Source organism: Geminocystis sp. NIES-3709, assembly GCF_001548115.1.
Classification (GTDB): Bacteria; Cyanobacteriota; Cyanobacteriia; order Cyanobacteriales; family Cyanobacteriaceae; genus Geminocystis.
In genome coordinates this window covers 53,508-79,364 of record NZ_AP014821.1, presented here as the reverse complement: position 1 = coordinate 79,364, position 25,857 = coordinate 53,508, and the positions used below count along the sequence as shown (strand labels likewise).

At 34.6% G+C, this 25,857-nt stretch carries 9 protein-coding genes; 1 reads left to right on the top strand and 8 read right to left on the bottom strand.

The annotated features are described in order from the left end of the window. Nucleotides 1-64: 64 nt before the first annotated feature. Nucleotides 65-3,151: an Ig-like domain-containing protein gene (locus GM3709_RS00230; RefSeq protein WP_066115091.1), complete on the bottom strand. Its 3,087-nt coding sequence runs from the start codon at nt 3,149-3,151 to the stop codon at nt 65-67. Between the two features lie 211 nt (nt 3,152-3,362). Here GM3709_RS00230 and GM3709_RS21250 point away from each other — a divergent pair, with 211 nt between their 5' ends. After that, nucleotides 3,363-3,518 (top strand): transposase, encoded by a 156-nt coding sequence (locus GM3709_RS21250; RefSeq protein ID WP_082713037.1) that lies wholly within the window; start codon nt 3,363-3,365, stop codon nt 3,516-3,518. A gap of 29 nt (nt 3,519-3,547) precedes the next feature. Here GM3709_RS21250 and GM3709_RS00225 read toward each other — a convergent pair whose 3' ends face one another. The 7 genes from GM3709_RS00225 to GM3709_RS00195 form a co-directional block, all read right to left on the bottom strand. Further along, on the bottom strand, nt 3,548-4,177 hold the full coding sequence (locus tag GM3709_RS00225; RefSeq protein WP_066121620.1) for an OmpA family protein: 630 nt from the start codon (nt 4,175-4,177) through the stop codon (nt 3,548-3,550). Between the two features lie 109 nt (nt 4,178-4,286). Continuing rightward, nucleotides 4,287-5,909 carry a hypothetical protein gene (locus tag GM3709_RS00220; protein WP_066115088.1) on the bottom strand — a complete coding sequence of 541 codons (1,623 nt, stop codon included), beginning with the start codon at nt 5,907-5,909 and terminating at the stop codon, nt 4,287-4,289. A 158-nt stretch (nt 5,910-6,067) separates the two neighbouring features. Beyond that, nucleotides 6,068-9,433 (bottom strand): tubulin-like doman-containing protein, encoded by a 3,366-nt coding sequence (locus tag GM3709_RS00215; RefSeq protein ID WP_066115086.1) that lies wholly within the window; start codon nt 9,431-9,433, stop codon nt 6,068-6,070. Between the two features lie 680 nt (nt 9,434-10,113). Next, nucleotides 10,114-11,226, bottom strand: a complete 1,113-nt coding sequence (locus tag GM3709_RS00210) for a vWA domain-containing protein (RefSeq protein ID WP_066115084.1) — start codon at nt 11,224-11,226, stop codon at nt 10,114-10,116. Between the two features lie 68 nt (nt 11,227-11,294). After that, on the bottom strand, nt 11,295-23,576 hold the full coding sequence (locus GM3709_RS00205) for a Calx-beta domain-containing protein (RefSeq protein WP_066115080.1): 12,282 nt from the start codon (nt 23,574-23,576) through the stop codon (nt 11,295-11,297). Nucleotides 23,577-23,921: 345 nt separating this feature from the next. Continuing rightward, complete coding sequence (locus tag GM3709_RS00200) at nt 23,922-24,788, bottom strand: carbohydrate ABC transporter permease (protein ID WP_066115077.1); 867 nt, start codon at nt 24,786-24,788, stop codon at nt 23,922-23,924. An 11-nt stretch (nt 24,789-24,799) separates the two neighbouring features. Then, nucleotides 24,800-25,594 (bottom strand): MBL fold metallo-hydrolase, encoded by a 795-nt coding sequence (locus GM3709_RS00195; protein ID WP_144439381.1) that lies wholly within the window; start codon nt 25,592-25,594, stop codon nt 24,800-24,802. Between the last annotated feature and the right edge of the window lie 263 nt (nt 25,595-25,857).

The window sequence follows — 25,857 nt, the reverse complement described above, 5'->3', positions numbered from 1 at the left end:
CTATCTCCTGTATCCCGTCTCCTGACTCCTACCTTCATCAGAATGCTTTTTTAGCACCGCCTAACTATAAACTACTGAAAGGTAAAGATTGAAAAGCAATTCCTTCCTCTCTGAAGTTCGGATAGTTTTCTAAAATATTTTCCCTTTCTTCGCTACCTACATAAATATAAGTACCGGGTAAATCTGCATTTTGGAAACGATAAATACTTTCAGAAACATTAGCAACACTATCAAAGGTATAAAAAGCAATTCCTTCCTCTCTGAAGTTCGGATAGTTTTGTAATATACTATCTCTTTCTTGCTCCCCTACATAAAGATAACTTCCTAGGTGGTTTAAGTTTTGAAAACGGTAAATTGGATTCAAATAATCCTCATATTCCATCACCATGGAAAAGGCAATTCCCTCCTCCGTAAAATTGGGGAAATTTTCCAATACTACTTGTCTTTCTTCTATACCAGTATATAGATAACCACCATCATTATTACGGAAACGATAAATAGATGAAATTTCCGGTTCTTCTGGAGCTTTCAGATACATATTCACCGTTGCAGTAGAGGTATCGATACCATCGCTGACAGTGTAAGTAAAACTATCCGCTCGATCGAAATTGAAATCATCATTGGCAGTATAGCGAATCGTACCATCGTCATTAATACTAACAGTACCATATTGACCGTTAGTGACTTCCTGCACCGAGAGAGTATCAATATCAACATCTCCGTCATTTTCTAAGACATTAATAGACTCTCCTTGAGAGTACAAAGCTATATCGTCAAAAGCAACAGGCTCAGTATTTTCAAAGTTTACATTTATTTCCGATTCAATCAACAAAGACTCGCTGATAGAAGGATGCAAGTAAGAAAAGAATGTTTGATCACCGATGTCGATCGAATTTTCTGATTTTTGCCATTGACTTCCATAGAGAGTAACATTGGATAGCTCGTTACCGGTAATTCTTTCAAGGGAATTGTCTGCTCCCACAAAACCAACGGAATTGAGTATATTCGGCACACCTAATTTAAGTTGAATATTACTTTCGGATAAGTCAATCTGCTCTATATTTTCTCGAATAAAGGTATCTTCTGTTAAATCCCATACTGTTGATGACGGATTAACAAGACGGATTGTGTCAAAACCTTCTCCACCACCAAGAAAACGATCGAAGCCACTCCAGACATTTTGCAGTACAATAACATCATTTCCTGCACCACCATAAATTTCATCTTTTCCAGAACCACCATAAATAGTATCATTTCCCTCTCCTCCTCTTAATATATTTTCTCCACTCACACCCATTAAAACATCATCACCGTTACCACCATCAATTAAATCATTCCCTTCACCGCCTAAAATTGTATCATTGCCACTTCCAGCAAGGATAACATCATCTCCTGTACCGCCATCAAGGTAATTATTACCCTCCGTAACCGTAATATAATCGTTGCCTTCATCTCCGTAGATACTATCATTTCCAGCGCCTCCATCAAGTATGTCGTCTCCATCGCCACCATTGATAAAATCATTCCCCTCTACCCCTTCTATAACATCATTTTCTCCTTGTCCATCAAGTATGTCATCATCATCGCCTCCCCTGATAAAATCATCACCGTCTCCACCTTCTACAACATTATTGCCTTCTGCACCATATAAATTATCATTTCCATCATCACCTTGAATCAAATCATCTCCATCATCACCTTGAATCAAATCATTTCCATCTCCGCCATATAGACTATCATTGCCATTGCCACCAAAAATTAGATCATTCCCTGTTTCTGCTTCGATCGAGTCATTTCCATTTTCCCCTGCGAAATAATTGTCTTCTTGATCCCCTCTCATGAGATCATCCTCAGAAGTTCCCTCCATACCAAGCATAACTTCCGTACCATCTTCCAAAACATCCGGTTCAACATTAGGAAGGAAAAAAAATCCGTCATCTCCCAAAATACCACTCTGAAGATCAATAATTCTTTCATCCACATTGGAAAAAGAGATAATCTTGACGTGTAAACCAGAATCAAAATAAGCCAAGGGACTATTTAGTTTTCCATCAGCCATACCGTCATATTTTAGCGATCCTGCCCAAGTATCTACCACTTTTCTGCTTCTGATACCAGTGGTAAACCTTGTTGCGGCTTGCATTTTCAGACCTTCATCAGTGCTGACTTTCAATCTCAAATTGGGATTATCATAATATTCAGTTGCACTACGACCAGGAATAAATAAGGCATCAGCACCATAGCTCCAATCAGTTTGGGGTCTAAACTTTTGTAAGGTCAAGTCTAATCTAGTATGACGATCGAGATTAAAAGCAATATCACCTATGGTATAGTTTTTCGTTATGTTTGTTGCTAATGTCCTCGCATTGGAAGGAATATGTAACCCCCCAGAAAAAAACTCTGCTACCTTTTGCCCAGTATCTCTCCATCGTTCGGCAGTTTCTTTCGTGATGGCGATATTACCCGTTATCATTACTGGTTCAAATTTGGTTTGAAAATGTCCAGTTTCCGATATAGCTATAATTCTGTATGTTTTTCTGGGAGGAATCTGAAAATTTTTAGTATATTGTTCGGTTCGAGATGTTTTTTCCTCTTTGTTATCCGTAACTTCTGAAGAATAGGAAAAGTCTAAACCCACACTACCACCGATTTCAGAACCTGCAATTTTGGGAACGGGAACTTTACCCGTTAATCCTACGTTCGCTCCTACTTTCCAGCCGTAGGTTTGAGTGTAAGCTCTTTGCTCTTCAGCAGTAAAACTGGTCTGAATTGTTTGTTCTATGGGGGTATCAGAGGAGTTGGTAATGGTACGAGATGTAATTGCTACTTGTTGAATCGTGATTCTCGTACGATCTAAATCACCATTATCGTCAATAAATTTAGGAGGAACGGTGGGAAATAAATATTTAATATTTCTTAAATCAAATCTGGCATTATCAAAAGCGGGACGATTAAAAGGATACTTATCAAACTGATTGGGATCGATCGAAAATTCTGCGGGATTACGAGGGCGCCCATCGTCTATTTCTCTAATGATTGCCCCTGCTAAGATTAATTGTTCAAGGTTAAAGTTTTCGGGATTAATATTTTGATAAGGAGGTCTATATTCTAAGTCATCTCGAATCAACTGAACTGTATTTGTAGAAGTCATCGATTTTTTTAGTACTTAATAATAAAATATCCAATCAGCGAGTGTATAATACATAAAATAAATAAATAAAAGTAATAGTTGTAACAATTATTAATAATAAATACAATCAGGATGTTTTTACTATAGTGTAGTGGCTTTAGTAGCGATCGATTTCCTTTAAAATGAAGCACAGCAATATTTTCCCAAAAGTTGCGACACCATAAGGAGGTAGATAGGGGAAATATTAGGTTATTTTGATAATCAAACAAGTCAAGGTACTGTAGAAGGAATTAATCAAAAAATTAAGCTAATTAAGAGAAGAGCTTATGCCATGACAAATTTTGATAATTTTCAGGGAAGGATCTTATTAAACTGGGCTGTATCTTGAAGATTTATCATAACTACTGTAAAAGAGCCTTAATTATTTTTACCTGGAGGAATAAAACGAATTTCTATACGTCTTCTGGTTTCATCTGCTTGACGATTTAAAGGGGCTAATTCTCCTGATGGTAAGTATAATTGAGCCGCCGAATAAGCTCTAAACTTAACATTTTTTAAGTCTTGATTTAATTGCAATTCTTGCACTACAGCTAAGGCTCTCATTAAAGCTAAATCTGCGTTTGAACCAGCATTTAATTGGTTGACTTTTAGTTGATTTTGTGCTGTTTTTTCTAAGTTTTGATCTAGGTTTCCTGTTAAGCCTAAAACTTGTCCGTCTGTATGTCCAATCACTTGAATAAAATCTATATCTCTTTCTTGAATAATTTGTTCTATTTGAGGAATAATTTGCTTATTTAAGTATTCTTTAAAATATAAATTTAACTCAGCACTTCCTGATTTAAACTTAAAATTCCCTGATTTTTCATCAATTATAATAGGTGTAGCTGACTGCAATCTACGATTTAATTCTAAAGATTGAAATAAGGCTAATAATAATAATAAACTCATAATCATAAAGGCATTAGACATCAAATCTGTAAACGAAGGAAAGACATCTAATTCTTGATTTTCAGTGGTGTTTCTTGATCTCGATCGAAGGGTTCTCATATTTTTATGATAAAATTTTAATATAGTAATTAATAAGATTTCCCTCATAGCCTTTTGATGAGGTTAAGAGTTAGGTAATAGAAGAATATTACTTGTAAAATTAATGGTTTTAATTATCGAATTTTTCAAACATTTTTTGAAGAATAGTTAATAATAATTTTTCGTTATTTTCTAATAATTTTAGTCTTTCTTCTAACTGTTGATTTATTTTTTTTAGATTGTTGAATAATTCTGAATAATTAGTAATATTTTTAACGGAATTTTCGCCTACTTTTAATAAAACTTCTCGACTGGTATTTTTCATTTCTAAGTATCGATCGTTAATGGTGTTCATATTAGATTGAATTTGATTAACATTTTGGGCTAATTTTACCATTTTATCGGTAGAAACTTCTAAAGTTTTCACATTAATAGCGATGGGTTTTACTACCTCATTTAGAGTTTTAATTGTTTCCAGAAATAGTTTCTGAATAGTAGCTAAATTATCAGTGCTTTTAGCTAAATTCTCGTTAAATTTACTATCTCTAATTATTTTAGCTGAATAGACAAATTCGATCGAACTTGTCGCTAATGTAGCAGTAGATGCTTTAAATTCTTCATAGACTTGTTGAGCTAAATTAGTAGCTTTTTCATTATGATTTGCCATCGCTAAAGTACAATTAGCTAATAACTTTGTTGCTTCTGTAAACTTACTTTGAGTTCCGGCTAAATCAACAGTAATTTTTTCTAAATTTTCACTAAACTTACTTTCTTTAATATTCCTAGAAGCCGTTAATATAAGATTAGAACTTTTATCAAAACTTTCGATATTTTGTCTGAAAATAGGCATGATATTTTGAAGATTTTGTACTTCATTTTCTAACTTAACTATAGAGTCTTTAAAAATATTTGCTCCCGAATGAATAGCACCAGAAGCATCTAATAAACTTTGATAAACTTGATAAGCTAACTGTTGAGATTTTTGATTTTCATTGGCAATTTTATCTGCCGCTTGTTTAAAAGTTCCCTCTAAAACTTTCCCTACTTTTTCATGAAATCTCTCTAAAAATTCATGTTGTTGATTTACCATTTTGTTAACAGCTTTATCTAATCTGGTGTCACCTTCTACCAAAGGTTTATAAATATTATCGAGATAATCTTCTAAGTTGTTAAGTAAAGAATTTTTCTCTAAATTAATATTATGTTTTAAGTTATTTACTGTTAAGATTGAACTACAAATTAAAGCGATTAAACTGGTAATAAAAGCAATCCCCATACTTTGTAAAGGGCTTTCTAATTTACTGGTTAAATCACCAATATCTCCACTACCTTGATTAATAATTTGACTGATACTATATAAATTAGTCGTTATACCTAAAAATGTCCCTAATAAGCCGAAAGCTAACAATAAATTAGGCAAAGTTTTTGTGATATATTCTCCCTCTTCACAACGAATATTAAACCGAAAAGAAGTAAAAGTTTCTTGATGATAAATACCATCAATTAAAGCAATAGTATTAACATTTTCAATCTGTTGACTTGTCTTAGCAAATCGTTGCTGTAAAACATTAATAAATCTTGGTTGTATTCCTTCACTATCCCCTTTAACTAATCTCCGTGTTTTCTTCTCTAAATCTCGTAAATGTTGATATAAAGAAATGCGCATTGATGCAATAATAAAAGTTGGTAAAATAACCAACAAAAAAGTAATGATTACTAAATAAGACGGAAAAAGTTTTAAGACTTCTAACATGATTTTTATGATTATTATAAATAATATATAGTGTTTCTTAAAAGTATGAGGTACAGTTTTTTTATCCAATTTACCATTGCCTACTCCCTATTCCCCGATACTGATAATTTTTGTACCTCACCATAACGAGAATTGCTATATCTCCTAATTTTTAATAACTATAAACCTCCAATAATTTTTTTTGCTTTTTCAAATTCATCGTCATTTAACATTCCTTTTTCATACCATTGCATTAATTGAACTATATTTACTCCTTCCCATCTTGTGATAAATTCTTTATCAATTTCTTCTGTTATTTGAATAGAATTATCCCCAGTATCGGCAATAATATCTACTTCTAAAACTTCTTTATTTTTGACATTATTTATATTATTTTCTGCAGTTAATAGTTTTTGTTTTTCGTTGATTTTTTGTGCCAATAATTGCTGTTTTTCTTTGACATTTTGTCTCTGTTGTGCATTATTGACAATTTTCACAAATCGATCGTATATTCTTTTTAAGATACCATCTTTACCTAAAGAAGTTCGATCGGGTCTTTCACCTAAAACCAATTTTTTCTGATTATAATTAATGTCATATTCTGTCAATTTTTCCAATTCATCGACAAATTTTATGAGATTCGGATAATAAATTTCTTGAAATGAGTTAGGATTTTCTTTTACTTCTTCCTCAATATTTTTTACCGTATCTATTAAATAATTTTTGATAGTATCATTTTGGGTAATGGTTTCTAAACTTTCTTCCCAAATACTACTAATTTCCACTTGATAAAATTCACCTCTTAACTTATCTTCTAATTCTAAATAGTAATTCTTATTATCACCAGTTTTTTGAATTTTGCCAAAGGCTAAACAAGTATAAAAATTATCCTGCAATAATTCCATCTCTCGCCCTTCTGGGGGGATAATATCTAGGAAGAAAACTTGAGAATCATTATGTAAATTATAACCGTCATAGAGTCGTTTTTGTCGATCGTATTGTTCTCTTAATTCTCTTAATCCGTTAACAATGCGCAGAGGAAAACCGGCAAATTCTTTGATAATAACTATTTCATTTTTAGTTTGCAAGGGAATAATTACATCTGAATTAATGCCAATTCCTTTAGTAATTAAGTCTCTAAATTGTTGATTTTCTCTGTCGTCAGTTTGTTTAAAACCGATAATTTGTTTAGTTTTATCAGCATCATTAACAAAATAGGGTGCATTACTATTTAAAGGTAATAAAACATCAGCTTCATCGATGATTTGCTTTAAACGAATTTGCCCATCGGAAAACGGATATTTCTGCACAAAACGATTAACCACTGACTCTGTTAAATCGAAGGTTTTATCACCGAATTTTGCTTCAATATTTCTATCAATGGTTTGAGTTAATTCTTTGTTATCAATAACTCTTTCTGCTGTAAAAAAGTAGAGTAAAGAAGGAGGTAAAGTAGCACTTTCATTAATTTTATGACTCACTTCTACTAATAAATTTCTTCTTTCTCGATCGGGCAACAAAGTTTGATAATATTGATCATTATCATCCGCTTCAAATACTGCTTCTCCGTTAATTTCATCATCATCAATGTGACTTAAATCTTCTCCTTTTCTATTATAAAATGTCTCTAAATCTTGAAGAAGATTATAAAAGTTACTGGCTTGAGTTTTTAACTGTTGCACTAAGTATCTTAAATTAGTTACTATCTTGAGTGATTCTTCTGTTAAAGTTAAATCAAAGTTTCGTTTAATTAGTTTATTAATCTCTTGGATACTTTGATTTGCCGTTTCTTGAAATTCCTTATTTTTGGTGTTATTAGATTTACCACCAAAGCCTAATAAACCTTTTTTATCAGTTTCAATATCCTCGAATCTTTGACAAGAATCTTGCCATTTTTTCTCGATATTTTCGATAGTTACAAAAGCGGAGGTTTTCTGTTTTTCTTCTTCTAATTCATTAACATATTCATTTAATTTCGTTAAGATTGCTTCTAACCAACCTCGACTATTATCTAAAGCAAAATGAGGGTTAGCAGGTTCGAGTAACTTAGCTAAATAGTCTATAATATCTTGACTGAATTGTTTTTCTAGTTTAAGGCTATTTTTTTGTAATTGAGTTAACCATACTCCTCTAATATTTTCTGTTTCTCCAAATTGTACTTTTTTAAATTGACTTTTTAATTCACTACGCATTTTATCGATAAATCTTTGTCTATCATCTGCATTTTTACAGTTTTCTATTTCCCCTTGATTTCTATTTAGCCAATTCTTTAATACTTGTTTAAAAGTCTTATCATTTTCTACGGTAATAGCTTCTAATTTGGCTTTAAAAATATTCGGGTTAGTTTCATTTTGTGACTGCCAATTTAATAAAAATTTATCTAATAATTCGGCTGAATCTGGGCTTTGCCCTTCACCATATAGCCAGAAATTAATTAGTTTAATTTTGACTTTATTTAAACAGATAGCAATAGTTAAATCACGAGGAAAATAAATTTTTGATAAGCCAAAAGTTAAGTATCTTTGGGCATTTGGGCGAGGATGTTCGTCATAAACGCTAAAATATTTTTTAACATTATCTCGATGTCCTTTAATATTTCCAGAGATTTCTTCAGCAAAATCAGCAAATATTTTATGAGCAATTACTTGGCATAATTTTTCTTTTTTGACTATTTTATGTCCGCTATTAGTGCGATTTCCTACTAAATAAACAAAATCAAAAGGAGGACGATTTTCCGTAACAGAAAATAAATTTACTGGATCATAATTAGCATTAAATGTTGTGCCTTGAGCGGTATAATAATTTAATTCTTTTAAGGCCGCATAAGTATTAGCTTTGACGCTGGGAGTGTTTCCATATAATTCGGGGGCGATAATCAAATAACCAGTAATTTCACTATCGATTTCATAGCCATATTTCTGCCTTAAACTGTATGCCATATCAATAAAAGTACCACTTCCTGTGCCTCCGCATAGTGAACCTACGATGATAATATTAGTACCAGATTCGACTACAATATTTTTAGTGAGTAATTTTTGACCATGTCCTACTGTTGTATTTTCGGCAGTGTCGATCGAGCTTTGAATTTTAGTGTAATTATGAAAGAAAGCAAGTCTGCCTACAGGGCGAATTGCCCCGGCACCGTTTTCAATAGATTTAACATCCTTTAATGTTTGCTTAGGAAACCATGAACCGATATGATCATAGGGTGATTGTCTTTCATATTCGCTTCTCCTTTCTAATCCTTTGGTTAAATCATCGATTTCCTGCTTATTCATGGTAGCAGTGACGGTTTCGGAGGGTTTAAACAAGATATTCTCGCCATGATAGGTGTCACCTGTCTTTAATCCTGTGACTTGGGATGCGCCTTTATCGGTGTCTATATGCACGAAACTGACTACGGGTAACTCATTCAGTTTACCATATCGATCGACGATTAAACGCCGAATTTGCATTAAAATATCTCTACCAGTACCCCCTAAGCCGATACAGATAGTACGTTTAATATTTAGGGTTTTTGTCTCCGTAGCTTGATTGTTGGGCATAATTATTTCAAAATAAGATGACTACTAATTAATTATCAGTAACAAATTGGGAATTTATGCAAAATTTTAAACTTTTTTATCGGTATTTAAACAAAAAATATTAAAATATTAATCTCAAACCTTTATTAATCAAAAACTTTACATCGTTCGATAACTTTTCCTTTTATACCAAGAGTTTCAGCGATTTTTATGATGTTTACCTAAATCGCTTATCCTGACTGTATTTCAAGCCATTTTTGAACGAAAATTTTAAAAAGTACCGTTATGTTGGTAATTATTTTTTATGGCTATGATTTTATCGGAGTTAAATCAGATTACAACAAACTTTAAGGGTAATTAAAATAATAAAAGTTAAAACCCTAATATTTTTTACCTAATAATATCAGTCCAAGGAATTTAAAGATTTTTTTGTTGAAAATCAAGAAAAATTTGGGAAGCAGTTTTTCCTAAAATTCTAGTTTTTGATAGGACTTTGCAATAAAATATCATTGTGATAATTTTCTGTGAGATATTTTTTAAGTAAGTAAGCAAAATTAATTGTATATAGCAATTGTAAATGAGTTGTAAACTCATTATATAATCGAGAAAACTCCAATATACAGGAATAAAAATGACAATCATAGACATATTAAACCTATCTTCTACGTTCATCGAAAATTTTATTTTTAACTGAAGTTATATTAGGTTCGTTTTATTGTAATCTCAAACTCTTGATCGTTATAAGGTAAATTAAGCCTAATAATATTATCTTTGATTAACTGTTTTTGTTTTAATTCTTTTCCTTTATACATAATAGGTAAAATTTGAGTCGGCTCAATAAAAATTTTATTTCCTTCTCTTTTTAAATAACCCCTAATTTCTCCACCTTTACATTCTATATCCTCCCCGATCGAAAGACTACTTTTATTTTTTAAATAGCGAGTTATTTTATCTTCATCATTAGGGAATAATATTTCTAATTTCCATGATTCTTGTAAACTTAAATAGTATCTAATAACAAAAATTCCACCACCCAATAAGCTAATAATAATTACCGATAAAATAGTCGAGGGTAGCCACAATTGACTAGCAATATAACTATTTACCAGACAAGTTTCTTTTCCTCCGGGTGCAGGAGTGCAAAATTCTTGTACAGTAGGTTTAATATCCGCTACACTGAGTTGATAATTATCGATATTGAGACTGCGTAAGTTGATAGGTAAATTATTTAACCAATGGACTCGATCGAGACTTTCCTTTGATGTAGAATTGCGATAAGGGCTATTAGCGGGAGTTTCTACCCAGACATCGGAGGTGATACCTGCTTCGGTTTTTAAAGGGGCATCCGTTAACCATACGACGGATTGAAACTTAATCGGTTGACTATCACAGAGACGTTGTTGATTAATATTAGCTAAATTTCGGTAAATAAAATGCTCTGCTTGTTGAATATCGGTGTTTTTCTCGTTGATATTTGCTTGTAAGGGAATTTGCTCAATAATTTTATCAATATCTTCTTTCGGATTCTTAAAGACGATCGAACTTGATAGACTAATAGGGTTAGTATTCAGATTAGTCGGGTTAACTTGGGAAGAAAAGGGTACAATATAAACTCGATCCCCCTTATGTAAACTATCTTGTACAATTTGTTTAAGCCTAAGTTTTCCTTGAGCATCAAGACTAACACTCTCAGTTAAATCAACGGCAAAAACCACATCTCTACCACTCCTAAGTTTAGATACTAACTCTAAACCTAACTTTTGATTATTAGATAATGTCTCACCGATTGTAATTTGATCACAATTCTTAGTCACTTTCTTTACACTTTATAATTAATATATTTATAACCATAATATTTTTGTTGATTATTATTGTATTCATCTTAAACTAATAAACTCTCAAATGCCATACCCTCAAGATTAAAACTATTACTATAATTGTTAATCACATTTTGGGTTTCTGGTTGTGCAGTATAAAGATAAGCTCCCCCCGTGCTATTCTGAAATCGATCGATATTATCAGTCATTTGTGAGCCTACATCATAGGCATAAAAAGCGATACCTTCATCTATAAACTGGGGATAATTCGATCGAATTGACTCAGTTTCTTCTTCTCCAGCGTAAATATATGCACCAGGTAGGCTACTATTACGGAAACGATTAAAGGCAATTAAATTGTCATCGAGAGTATCAGAGACATAAAAAGCCAATCCCTCCTCGATAAAATTATTAGAGTAATTTGCTAGTATAGATTGTTTTTCTTCCTCCCCAACATATAAATAACTACCTTGAGTATCAAGACTGCGAAAACGATACATAGCAGTATCTAACAAAATTTCTGGGGTTTCTCCATCACTAAAAAAGCCTCTTGTTAGCATTAAACCATTTTCGACACCATCAAGATCATGTTTACTACCGTCTTGGAGATGTAAAATTGCACCCTCATATTTTTCGTCACCATCTTCATCGAAAAATTGGGCGCCTATATTACCATCAAAGTTAAAGGGCTCATATTTCTGGGTTTCATTATTAAAGGCATAGTAATTATTAAAATCTCCATTACCTTCAAAGTAAAGTTTGACTTCCCCTTTACCTTCGGTGGTGGTAAGACGAAATTCTAGTTTTCCGCCCATGACGCTATGGGGTTGGTCATCTATGATATGATTCCAATTACGAATTTGTCCATCAGTAGGATCAACGTAGAGATTAAATTCATCGGTTAATAGGGTATGGCTTTCTTTTTCGTTAGTGACAAGTAAACCAAATTCCCTTGTACCAGTATAAACATCATCTAAGGGTAAAGGTACAGAAATAATTTTACTGCTTTCTCCCGGTTGAAAAACTGCCCTTCCTAAGACGGGATGATAGTCACTTCCTGCTTTTCCTCGTGCGTCTTGGGTGATATAATGAACTTTAACATACTTATCTAAGTTACCAGTTCGATCGATCTTAAACTCTACCTTACCATCAGCCTCGTTAGCAATAGGATTAGAGACAAATAGACGAGTTGGGGCATTATTAATATTATTACTACTGGAGAGAGTACTAGAAACGGCAGTGATGTTACCAGAGTCATCTATAGCAAATAAAGTACTATTTTCAGAGGAGACTTGAGAAATGGTTTCGGGGTTAAGTATTGATTGGGGAGTATTTGTTGAGGGTGCCCAAAACTGAATGTTACTCTCTAGGGCGTTGTCAAATTTTACTCTTAATGCCGTTGGATTAATGGTTGTACCTGCATTATTAACAGTAAACTCTAAGGTGTTATTTCCTGTGATAAAACCTTCACTGATGGTAAAAGGAATGAAATCGAGATTGTAATTAGGATTACTCGATAAATATTGTTCAACTCCATTAAGTTTAATAGTCGTACCTTCGTCATCACTACGCCATTGTCCGATAATTGAAAATTTATCTAGATCGATCGTATCTGGTAAAGTGAAATTAGTGCGATAGATATAGTCGCCAGCAGGGCCAGATTGACTATTATTATTATCAGGGGCAATCCATCCTGAAATACCGTCTCCTGAATTAACAACTAAAATATTAGAACTACTACCATTAGGAAATGATATTAACTCATAATGAGGATCATTGGTATCGTTAGTTGGTAGGGTGACACCAGAATCATCAACTCCAGTATTGTACAATGACAAAGAAATGGGAGATAAAAGCGTACTATCAACTACATTACTGTTAATTAAAATGGTTGCGCCAGAGGTGTTAGAAATATATTGATTAAATTTCTGGTTGTCTTGATAAATTGTATCGTTGTAGGAAAAATCATCGCTAAGATTCACAATATCGTTTTCATCCATTAACACCGTTATGGTATTAGTTGAAGAAAGTTGAGTTACGGTAAGGGAGTTGAGGGTTAGAGTATTTGTGCCATAGTTTTCAATATCCAAAATCTCAAAGTTGCGTAAACGACTACCGGGGGAAAGGGTTGTTAAATCCCAATCTTGCCCGTTATAACCAGTAAACTTGAGGGTATTAGTACCAGTGCCACCATCTAAGCGCCGAAAATAGGTATCATGGACAGTAACGAAATCATCACCCTGACTGGCGTAAACTACGTCAATACCGCCGTTAGTGTAAATTTTATCATTCCCTTCACCCCCTAAGAAACTTTCTCCTGTCACTGTACCAATCATTCTATCATTTCCGATCGTACCTGTTTGATTGACAGTGTTATTAAAATCGCTACCAAAAATCACATAGGTTAAGTTATCGTTATTGCCAGGGGCGCCGATGGTAAAATCACTCAATCCATCCCCGTTAACATCTTCTCCTCCACTCATGGAAATTCCCGCTTGAGATGATGGTAAACCATCAATAACAAAACCGTTAGGATTACTACCGTTGGATTGATTATTACTAAGACTACCTAAATTAAAAGGATTATTTGTTGAGTATTGCTTCCACTCACCACCACCAAACACCACAAAGACAACCCCTTCATTATTATTTGTAGTAGGAGAGGCGATCGCCATATCATCAAAACCGTCACCGTTGATGTCTCCGATAGAGGTAAAATTATTAATCTCATAGAAGGGAGAATTACTATCGGTAACGGGAGGATTAACTAAAACCACATCAGGTTGAGCAGAATTACTCATACCATTGGCGTTACCATAGTAGATAAGAATAGCACCAGTATTATTTTTCAAGACATTGTTTTCTATAATGCCTAAATTAGCGACATAACCAGAAGCAAGTACAGCAAAATCGGTGATACCATCACCATTAAAGTCTCCGATACTGTGTAATTGTTCGCCCAATTGTTGAGTCTGATTTGTGTTATAAATAGGATTAGAAACACTGACATATATGGGGTTATTGCTTTCATCTTGTGAACTAAAACCTACATAAATATTTTCTTTGTAAAAAACCGCCGAAGGGCCTAAATTTAACAACTGATTAGGTATTTCTTGACTGCTACTCCAACTATTGCCACCGTCTGTAGATGTCACATAATTAAGACTATTTGGCTTCGTTGCTTCATAAAATAAATATACTGTGTTGTTTACTGTTACAGGAGAAGGGGCATCAGTGGTTTCTTGATTAGGAATAGTTTTAGCACCTGTCCAACTTGAGCCATTAAATAGAGTAGTATAGATAGAATCTCCTTTACTATCTTTATACGTCATCAAGATATTTCCAGCACCATTATTAGCCGAGCCTGGTATTACCGTTACTCCTAGTTTATCCTTAGATTGTTGACCTTCAACAAAATTCACATCCCAAGTAAGGTTATCTGGATTTTCCGAAGTAAAATAAAAGATATCATCCCCCGACAGAGAGAATATATATAATTGATTATCGTATTCTAAGAGACTAGGACTTGAATTAACACCTTCAACAACAAAATTTCCTCCACTAAAACTAATGGATTCAGAATTACCCCTAAATTCGCTTAGATATATTGTAGAGTCATTATTATAAGCTAAGTATAAGGTATCATTAAATACCGCTAGGGATGGTTGTTCTTGAGTTGTTAAGGAAAGTTCAGTTAAATCTTCCCAGTTATAACCATTTGTACTTCTTTGTACATAAATATTATTGTTGTCATTTCCTTTGTACGCCATATACAAATAACCATTATAGACTGCAAAGCCTGGAGGTAATGGTGATTGTTGAGCTTGAATATAAAAAGAAGACCATTCACTATTATTAAGGGAAGATGATAGACTATTTGTATTAGGGGGTTGAACTATATTGGTTACTGGATTTATTGACAAAAGAGTATCAAATTTCACTCTGAGGGTTGTGGGATTATTAGCACTACCTGCATTATTAACAGTAAACTCAAGAGTATTTTCTCCCGTCACAAAACCGTTATTGATAGTGAAAGGAATCCAATCAGTATTATAATTAGGGAAACTGGATAAGTACTGCGCACGATTATTGAGGGTAATCATTGTACCCATATCGTCAGTATGCCATAGTCCATTAATAGTAAAGTTATTGGGATTTATGCCTTCTGGTAATGTAAAAGTTGTGCGATAAATATAATTTCCGGGAGGGGCTATGTTACTATTATTATTATTAGGACTAATCCATCCCGAAATACCATCTCCTGAGTTAATGACGAGAATATCTGAATCACTACCACTAGGAATAGACACTAAATCATAATGAGGATCATCAGTGCTATTGTTAGGTAAGGGAACTCTGTTACTATCTACTCCCGTATTGTACAAAGATAATGAGCTAATAGGTGTTCCATTTCCACCTAAATAAGTGATGAATTGTCCATTATTCCCTTCGGGAATGACAGAATTTGTATTAGGAAGTCCAGTACCTATATCATTATAACCATCTCCATTCATATCACCGATCGAGCCAAAAGTATAGTTATCGATCGACATATTATCAATATCAACGGGATTAAAGATAATATAATTTTGGAAATTGCCTTCTTTATTACCTAGATAGATAGTGCTATAGGTAGAAGTGTTGAGGAGAATATCATCATAACCATCACCATTATAATCTCCCAGTTCGATCGAGCTTGTAATGGAAGTAACAGAAGGAGTCGATAAAGATAAATTTCGTAAACTGCTAAGATTACTAGAGCCTAATTGTAGATAGAAGTTATTGTTAGTATCTAAAACCCCAAAATCTTGTAAACCATCGCCGTTATAGTCTCCCAAAGCGATAACATCTTTCAGGGCATGATTAGCGACAGTAACAATTAAATCATTACTACCAACACTGGCATCTAAAAGATTTTTAGTGCTACTTCCGAAAATAACAACCGCACCATATTCACTACCTCCAGAAAGCACATCAGCAAAACCATCACCGTTAATATCTCCCAAGATAAGCACATTATTACCATTACCATTTAACGATTTTGAATTAGCATTATAAAGATCACCGTCAATTACAAAACCGTTATCACCAGAAATATCAGCGAGTTTGATACTACCATCATCCGCTAACCATTGATGTCCATAAACAGCGTATAATTGTTGAGCATTCGGTGCAGTTATCATTAAATCATCTACACCATCATTATTAACATCTCCGATCGAACTTGCAGAAGAACCCACCGACTGATAAGATCGATCGCTATTAAGTAGAAAAGTCTTTTTATTATCAGTAGCAGTGACATTCAAATCGAATAAAGTACCGACATCTTCCAAGTTGAGAGGGCCAAATAATACATAACCTTGCCCCGCACCCATCGCGCCTTGAGGTGCAGTAATTAAGAAGTCTTCATATTTATCTCCATTAACATCTCCTGCGGAAGTGATAACGCTACCAGCTTCCCCAAACTGCAAACCCCCTAATATAATCAAATTGCTGATATAGTCTAAATCTCCAGAAGTGACACTTCCCCCTTTTAATACATAGACTAAACCATCATTGGTATCCGAACCGGGGGCAGATATAGCTAAATCTTTGATACCATCACCATCCCAATCATCACTAGCCAAAGCGCTACCCGTAAAAGAATTTTCTGCTGTGCCATTAGATGAGGGTAAAATTGAGCCAGTGAAAGAATAGAGAGGATTGATATTGTTATTAGCAAAAACATAAACCTTGCCAACGGCGGCGGAGGTGTTACTAGAGAATAAATTTTGATTATCTTGAGGAAAAGAGTCAACACCTACCCATTGATTAGCAACACTAGCTTGAAAAGAGGGCGCACCCACAATTAAGTCATCCACAAGGGTATTTTTAGAAAAACTTTGCCCACCCTTTGCTTTAGAAACCGTCAAAGCATAACCTAAATTTTCCTTCCCTGTGCCAGTATAAAAAGTCGTTGCCGTAGTGTCACCATCATAAGCAATAGAAACTAAACCATCACCATTATTCGCCCCCGGAGTGCCAATGGCAATGTCTGCATTTCCCGTGCCATTAAAATTACCCACTGCCACCGCTAAACCAAAATAGCCTCCCTCTACAGTGGGATTGATAACATAACCGATATTACTAGAATTGTTACTACCATCAGAAAAGCTATTATCAGAGTTGATAGTAATAGTTTTACCTTTATTGTTAGCTAAATAACTGCCTTTGATAACATAAACAATGCCATCACCGTTATTGACGTTGGGCGCACCAATAATTAAGTCATCTTTACCGTCACCATCCACATCACCCATAGCTAAACTCATGGGAAAATCACTATTGGCTTGTCCACCATCAATGATACCCTTGATAAAAATACCGTTAGGATTGCCTAATAAGTCTGTGGTAGTAAGAGGGTTATTTTCGCTATTGCCTAAAACATCGCCACCTCCTAATAAAATTTGAATTGTGCCGTTATTGAGGAGATTCCCGTCACTGTCTGTATAACCTCGATTTCCCACGATAACATCTGTTTTGCCGTCTCCATCTAAATCACCGTTACTGAGGATATAACCTATAGAGGCGTTATCGGTATTGATGATAAAACCACTATCGATGAGGGCTAAACTAGAATCGTTAGCTTCGGTGACAGTGGCTATACCTAATACTTGATTAGAATTAACAGTTGTGGGTTCGCTGGTGACATCCGCAGTATTGATATTTTGAGGATCGCTACCATTGATAGAATACTGAAAGTTAGAGAGATTACTATTACTACCATCGATGAATAAGTCAAGGTTAACATTGGGGCTTAAAATGGTGTAGTCAAATTCGCCTTCAGGATTGATAGGATTAAGTAATGTTTCTCCTTGCACAACTCCTAACTGATTGCCTTGGGTATTGCCGACACTCCAAGTAAAGGTATTTCTATTACTATCTTGAGCAGTAATTTCGATCGAACTTATTTTAGTACCAGTTTGCTGATTTTGTAAATTAAGGGGTAAGTAAATATCTGGGATGCCATTGGGGTAAATATAACTATTGCTGTTAGCAGACACATTAGAAACAATATCCCATTGTGGTTTATTAGCGTCTGATAATTGGGTGGCGATGACTTGATATTCGGGGATGATTTGACTAGGGGTGTCGATGTCGTCATCGATGAAGGCATAATAAGTGTTAGCTCCGGGAGGCAAGGGTGCGATATACTGAGCAGAGTATTTACTACCAATATCTGTACCATCACCAGATAAGATACTAATTAGTTGTTCTCCTGTTAGGCTAGAGACATTACCACTATTTAAGTCACTAGGGATAAAATCACTATAGTCGAGAGTTTTGTTATAAAAGGCTACCTCATCGAGATAAAGATTATCGTTACCTCCTGCAAGGGTTAAGTTAGTGGTAGAGGGGAAGGTAAAGTCAACATTATTTCGAGTAACAACGGGTTGCCCATTGAGATATAAAATTACTGTATCACTTTGTCCATCATAGGTGGCAACAACATAATTCCATGTATCAGTATCGATGGGGGAGTCAGGGGAGATATTTTGATTGTCGATGTTAAGGGTTAACTCTAGGGATTGACTGACACTTAAACTAAATAACCCCTCCATGGAAGCAATATTGATAGTCTCATTAAGATTATTCGGAATTTTGAACCATAGTTCGATCGTAAAGGAATTACCACTAATTAAACCTAAATCTTCTGCAAGGGTGAGACTACTACCATTATTAAATAAAACAGCAGGGTTTTTATCGCCCTTATTCGTAGTCGTGTTTTCTAACGCACCTGTCTGATGATAATTAACTGTACCATTATAAATACCGTTGCCTCCTGCTCCCCAAGTACCGCTATTATTAGCTACAGTGCCACTGTTTTCAGCAAGACGAAAATATAAAATAGGGCTTCCTTCAATGGTTAACTGACTATAGGATACTTGTTGAGTTTCTGTCCAAAAAATAGCGGTTTTACCGTTGATACTGGCAATTTCTAACTCCGTTAAAGGATCAGGTGACGCATCTTGATATAATAATTGTGGCTCACTCCAGATACCATTATCCTGACTATCATAGGCTAAACTTGACCAATAAATATTCGTTTCCTCATCGGTATAGTTTAACCATGTGGCGATAAGTTGATTATTTTCCCCCATACCTAAGACTATTTTACCTTCTGAGCCTTCTTGGGATACTAAAGGAGAAGCGATACTCCATTCTTGAGTCTTGGCATTATAGATGGAATAGTAAATGTCGGATTGACTTAAACTCTCGTTGATAAGATTGGTTTGATTATCGCTGTAAAATTCGCCCGGAGTTAAGCTAGTGGGAATATCACTCATATCCGCATTAACCCACATCACCACATTATTGCCTTTTTGATCCAATTCCGCAACGGGGTTAAAATTCAGCCCTTTTGAGCCAATAATACTGCTAGGTGTTGATAGTAACGCATCCCCTGAAGGTGTAAAGCCGTATTTAATGACAGTAGTAGGAGTAGTGGGAGAGGTAATCACAGGTTGATTATTAAACTCTGCTACAATGCCATTATTACTTGTCAATTGTTGTTGAGTGGAAACAGGATTACCGTTGATATTATTACTATAGTCAACAGTGACTAAATCTCCCGCACCGATTAAACCACTTCCTGACGGGGGAATGACATTGAGAGTCACAGTATTGCCGTTAACGGTGGGATTGTTGAGTAATTGATAGTTAATGCCGTTATTTTCGATCGAGAATTGACTTTCAATAGGATTACCTGTTAAGGTTTGATCAAAGACTAGGGTTATTCTGTTAACATTTTGTCCACTGACATTAGCTACGATCGATCCTGCACCCAGTAAAGTAGGAGAATTATTTTTATTAGTGTTGTTGGTAAGATTAAAGTTACTAAATTCATTAATCCATAACCTCGTATTGGTGGCATCCGTTAGATATAAATTACCGTTGTTTTTAGTGGGAGAAAAGCTATAACTAATTTTAATTTGAGCAGATTCGGGGATAGTCTCATCAAGGATTAAAGTAAGACTATTACCTAAGAGAGAAGGCGCACCATCAACATTGTAAATATTTCCTTGAGTATCAGTGACGGTAAATTGACTAGGTTGAGGTATAGAATCATTTTGCAAATTCTCCACGAAATTAAGAATTATTATATCTCCATTAACAAAACCTGCGATCGGTTGTATCGGTGCGACTTCGGCAACCCAAGCCATTAATATCTCTCCTGTTTTTGTTAACGAGAGGGTGGGAGTACTATCCTGCCCTAAATCTGCTTCAATATTACCGATAACGGATTGAGTGTCAAAGGGAGGAGGCTCAATTCCCGTCACTAAAGAATTTATTTTAATCTCATTACCGTTATTCTGATAGTCAATGACAACATTTTCATTATCTGTGAGATTGTCATTAATAATTAATTCTACTCCTTGAGATTTTACTCTTAAAGATTGTACGGTAACGCTATCTTGAATATTGCCTACCTCATCGGTGAGGGTAACGTTATAGTTATTAATGCTATTACTAAAGCTGACATTACTATCTAAATTTTGCACAAGAATAGCGGTTAATTCATTCGTGGTGATACCTTGAGAATTTTCTTGATTGGAAACAACAGTAAACCCTTCTACTTCTGTGCCGTCTTGATACTCTAAATCTGTGGCGATATTATTGGCAGGAGTATAGGTAATGCGATAAGTTTGATTCTCTTCAATGGCTTGTGATAGATACAAATTAACGATATTGCCGTTAACTATATCAACTTGATTAACCGTAACGGTATTGATGACATTGCCATTGTTGTCTATAGTCTGCACTAAAAATTGATTAATATTCGGAATCAGATTACTATTTAAAGTGTTAGTAAATTGAACTCCAATAACAAACTGAGATTGACTAATGGTAATATCACTATCAATGGTGAAACTAGCTATACTTTCATTATCTACCGTCTCTAATAAATTACCCAACCCTTGCTGATTACTATAAGTCACAGTGGCATCAGCTACAACATTGTCATTGAGTTTTAAAACTAAAACAATAGCGTTAGATTCTACCGTGAGAGAATCTATGGTTGCCCCTTCCACAGTAAACCTTCTTACATCAGGGAGAATATTAGTATTAAGGGGAGTATTGAAACTAAGTATTAACTCATTATTCAGAATAGAGTAATTTTGACTATTGCCCGTAGTGGGGTTATAAGTGGCAGAAAAACTGTCAGGGGAATTGTTAGTCACAGATAAATTAAAATTATCTATCTCCTCTCCTTGACTATCCTGTAAATTTTGGCTTTGATTATCTGAGGTTGTATAGCTGACTTGGATTAAATTCGGTTGCGGTGTCGGATTATTTGAGGTGGTGTAGTCATAATTAGCAGAAAGGGGAATGACTTCAGAAAGTCTTAATTGTATAGTGTTGCTTTCAATACTAACTTGAAAAACGGGAATAGTGGTAATATTGCCCAAATTGTCAGTAACAGTAACAGTGAATTGACTACTATCAGGGATGTTGTCAGTGTTAAGGTTTTCTCCCCAATTAATCGTCAATAATGAGCCTTGTACAATGGCATTAGTTGATTCGGAGCTAAAATTAGCTAAGGAACTAGCAACATCGGATGTGGTATTCTCAGAAGAATCACTATTAAATGCTTCCCATTGCCATCCCGGGGTTAAACTAATACCTAAATATATTGGCCCTAAATTCACTCCTGCACTAATAGGAAACTGTAAATACTGAACGTTGGGAGTGTTTTCTAAACCCCAAATCATTCCTGCACCTATGCCTAACTGCCCACTAAAATTAAGAAATTTCAAACCTAATCGAAATTTTCCTCCTGCTGTAATAACGGGAAATGCGATCGCAGTTTGATAATATAGTCCTTCAGAATCATTACTTATGGCAATAGCATCAGCAATAGTGGAAAAAACAGAACTTGCTACTGCTGCCACAATTGCCCCCGCCAAAGCGGATTTGGAGTCTCCTCCCCCTAGAGAAATTCCTGCACCAACGATCGAACCTAATAGTATAGATGCACCTATTTCTGAACCAAATGTTGCTAAAATAGCCTCAATAGTGGGATCATAGTCTCCATTAGGCAAAGGTTCGGCTTGAACAATAAAAGATGCCCCTAGATTTGCATATACTTGAAATTCATATAATTTATTATCCACCCCAAAAGTCAAACCAAAACTTAAGGTAGCAGTATCTTTAATTTGATCTAAAAGTAACGTTTCTCGATCGAATGTCCATTTTGAATCTAAAGCTAAAGATACATTAAAACCTGATTGACTTCCACTATTTTCCTTGTTTTTATCCTCTGTTGCTTTATCTGTCTCTTGTTGAGCTTTTTGCTCGGCTAATTCTTCTCCCTCCACTTCTGGGGCGACGACTAAGACGGCAACTTTTTTGGCTAATTTTCCACTGAATGAGGTTGTAGCATTGACATCTAAATAAGGGTTAAGATTATCTCCACTAGCACCTCTGATGTCGGAGGCACTTTGCCCTCCTGTCATCATTCCCGTTATCTCAAAGCCGTTTAAAAAAGGGCTAATTATTTTTCGGACAATCCCGGGAGGTACAGTTTCTTCCGCATTGATTACATTTAATAAACTGGTACTAAATGTAATGCCTCCTCCCCAAGTAAAATTTGCTCCCGTGCTAATAGGTGGTGGAGTTTCATCGGTGGTTGATGTTAATTCACTGTTAATTCCTAACTTTGTATTTGAAGATAATGTATTAACCGTATTAGTTGAGTTATCAGTATCTATAGGAATTAAGCCGTTAATGACACCATCTTGACTGATTTGAGGGGAATAGGAGGCGTTAGGGGGAGTCGTTGTCGTAGTGGTAAAAAGACTATCATTAACCTTAAATTGTTGATAGTAAAGATCGCTATCTTCTCTTATTTGTTGATTGTTAGCATTTTCAACATTAACTTTTGAGCCTACTAACAACACGTCCCCATTATAAACTATAGCGCTTGGTTCTAAATCTCCTACTTGATCGGTGGTGATAGCTTGAGGATTGGCTAACCACTGTAATTGTTGATTTTCGTCATATTTTCCTGCTGTATAGTAAAAATCGCTGTCATTCTCGCTTCCTTGTTGCCATGTCACCACAAAACCGGGTTGACTATTATTATTAGTTGTGTCTTCTTGAATTAAGTTATCATCGTACAAAAAACTAATATTACTAATGTCTTGATTCTCAAGTGTCGTAATGGCTTGAGCGTTTTTCCATGTACCTGAATTATTGTCATACTCTGCATACCAAAGAAAGGAACCCTCTGCCCACACTACATGAGTTTTACCTTGAGAATCTGTAGTGACGGCACTAGCACGAGAAGCAAGATTTACAGACATATATTTTCTAGCTAAAAAAAGACAGCAATTTTATTTTAGAAATATAGCATAGTTTTTATTAAAATTAATAAGATTCTTTACAATTATTTATAGTAATAAATATAGGAAAAAAAATATTGAAAGTCTTAATTTTAAAGGGGAAAAATATTTTATTTGGCTTTTTTACAGTAGTTCTGATAAATTTTAATAAAATAATCGATGCCAAAGGCACACTAAGCACACTAAACTTTAATTTATAGAGTTTTAATCATTTAAAAAATGCCATTATTATAAAGTACGCAGTTTTAATTTAACCTAATACCTACTGCCTAAAACCTAACACCTTTTTTAAAGAATCAATAATTATTATTCTAATTTATTAGATAGAGATAAATTGACGATCGAGAGGATTAAAATAAAAACAAAAAGAACTAATCCCATAGTAGAGGCATAACTAAAGTCTAAATCTTTAAAGGCTTTTTCATAAAGATAATAAACCACCGTTTTTGTTGCATTTCTAGGGCCTCCTTGAGTTAATAAATAAACTTCTTCAAATACTTTTGTGGCACTTAAAGCTGAAATTACAGCTACCAAAAAAATATAAGGTTTCATCAATGGAATTGTAATATCCCAATGTTTTCGCCAACCATCTGATCCCTCGATCGATGCCGCCTCATATAATTCAGGAGAGATACTCTGTAATCCTGCCAAATAAATGACCATGTAGTATCCCAAACCTTTCCAGATTGTCACTACCATTACACTCCATATAGCCCAATTAGCACTCGTTAGCCAAGGAATACCGTCTTTAAAACCGAGGCTAAACCAAAATTGGTTTAAAATGCCATTAGACCAGTAAATTGCTTTCCAAGCTAAACCTGCTACCACCATTGACACAACTACAGGCGTATAGTATGCTGTGCGAAACCAGTTAATACCTTTGAGTTTTTGATTGACAAGAATAGCTAAAAGAAGGGAGAAGATAACCAAAGGCGGTACAACTCCCAGAAGATAAATTAAAGTATTGATGACCGTTTGACGAAATAATTTATCTTCCCACAATCGTTGAAAATTCTCAAATCCTACCCATTCAGGAGTTTTAGTTAAATCATACTCAAAACGAGTAAAACTCAAAGAAAATGCTTGTATCGCAGGGTAAAAAACAATAATTGAGAGGACAATTAAAGCGGGAAGAAGAAAGAGATAGGGGGTAAGGTTTCGGGTAATTTTCATCATTTCTATTTCTAATTAGTAATTAAATTACTGCCATCAAAAACTCGAACTAAAGTACCCTCTGAAGGTAAGTCTTGGGGTCTAACAGTGATACGATTACCTTTAATAATATTGATATTAAGATCTGCTTCTTTCGCTAAATCGACAAATCTTTGTACTCCTTGTAACTCACAAACATTTGCTTCTGTGGCATTGGTTAAGTATTGAGTAGGAATAACCATTCTGGGATTTAACATTGCGATCGCTTTCATGGCTTCTTCTGCATCATAAGCCTTTGGCCCTCCTCCGACAGGAATAAAAGCAATATCCGGTGTACCCATTAAAATTTTTTGCTCAATGGAAATCGGAGAGGCAATACCCCCTAAATGTAAAATATTTACACCCCCTTGATTCCATTTCCAAACTACATTCTCTCCAAATCTCCTACCTTTTTCTCGATCGTGAAAAGTTTTAATTCCCTGAAATTCAATATTTTTGACATTATAAACTCCGGGTTCAACCATTAATTGAGGATTATTGGGCAAACCTGCCGCCGAACCCTCATCTAATAGACGACTACTAATCATTACTAAATCTACTATAGGACGGGGAGGTTTATATTTAGCGGTACAACCTAACGGAGTAAAAGGATTTACTAATATTTTGCCCTGATCATTGGAAAAGAGAAAACAACTATGACCAAACCATTCGATACTTACTCCTTGAGAAGATGCGATCGCTTTTTGAGAATAAGAATATTTAGCAGTTAAAAGACTTGTCAGTACTCCTGTTCCAGTTAAGCGAATCCAATTACGGCGATTAATCATAAATATAAAAGGCAAAAAGTTATTTAATTTTATAATATACAAAAATACTAACAATAAGGAAAATAGAATAGGTATTAACCTCAGTTCGACAGAAGAAAAATGATGAAGACGAGACAAGTGGACAAGTGGAATGGGAGAAAAATTCTCAATATTTGTATATTTTTGAGAGAATTTTATTCATTCACAAGAAATACAATCTATCTGTCTTCCTATCTGCCTGTCAACGAGAGTCAATCATTACCTATTCTTATAGTTCACTCAGG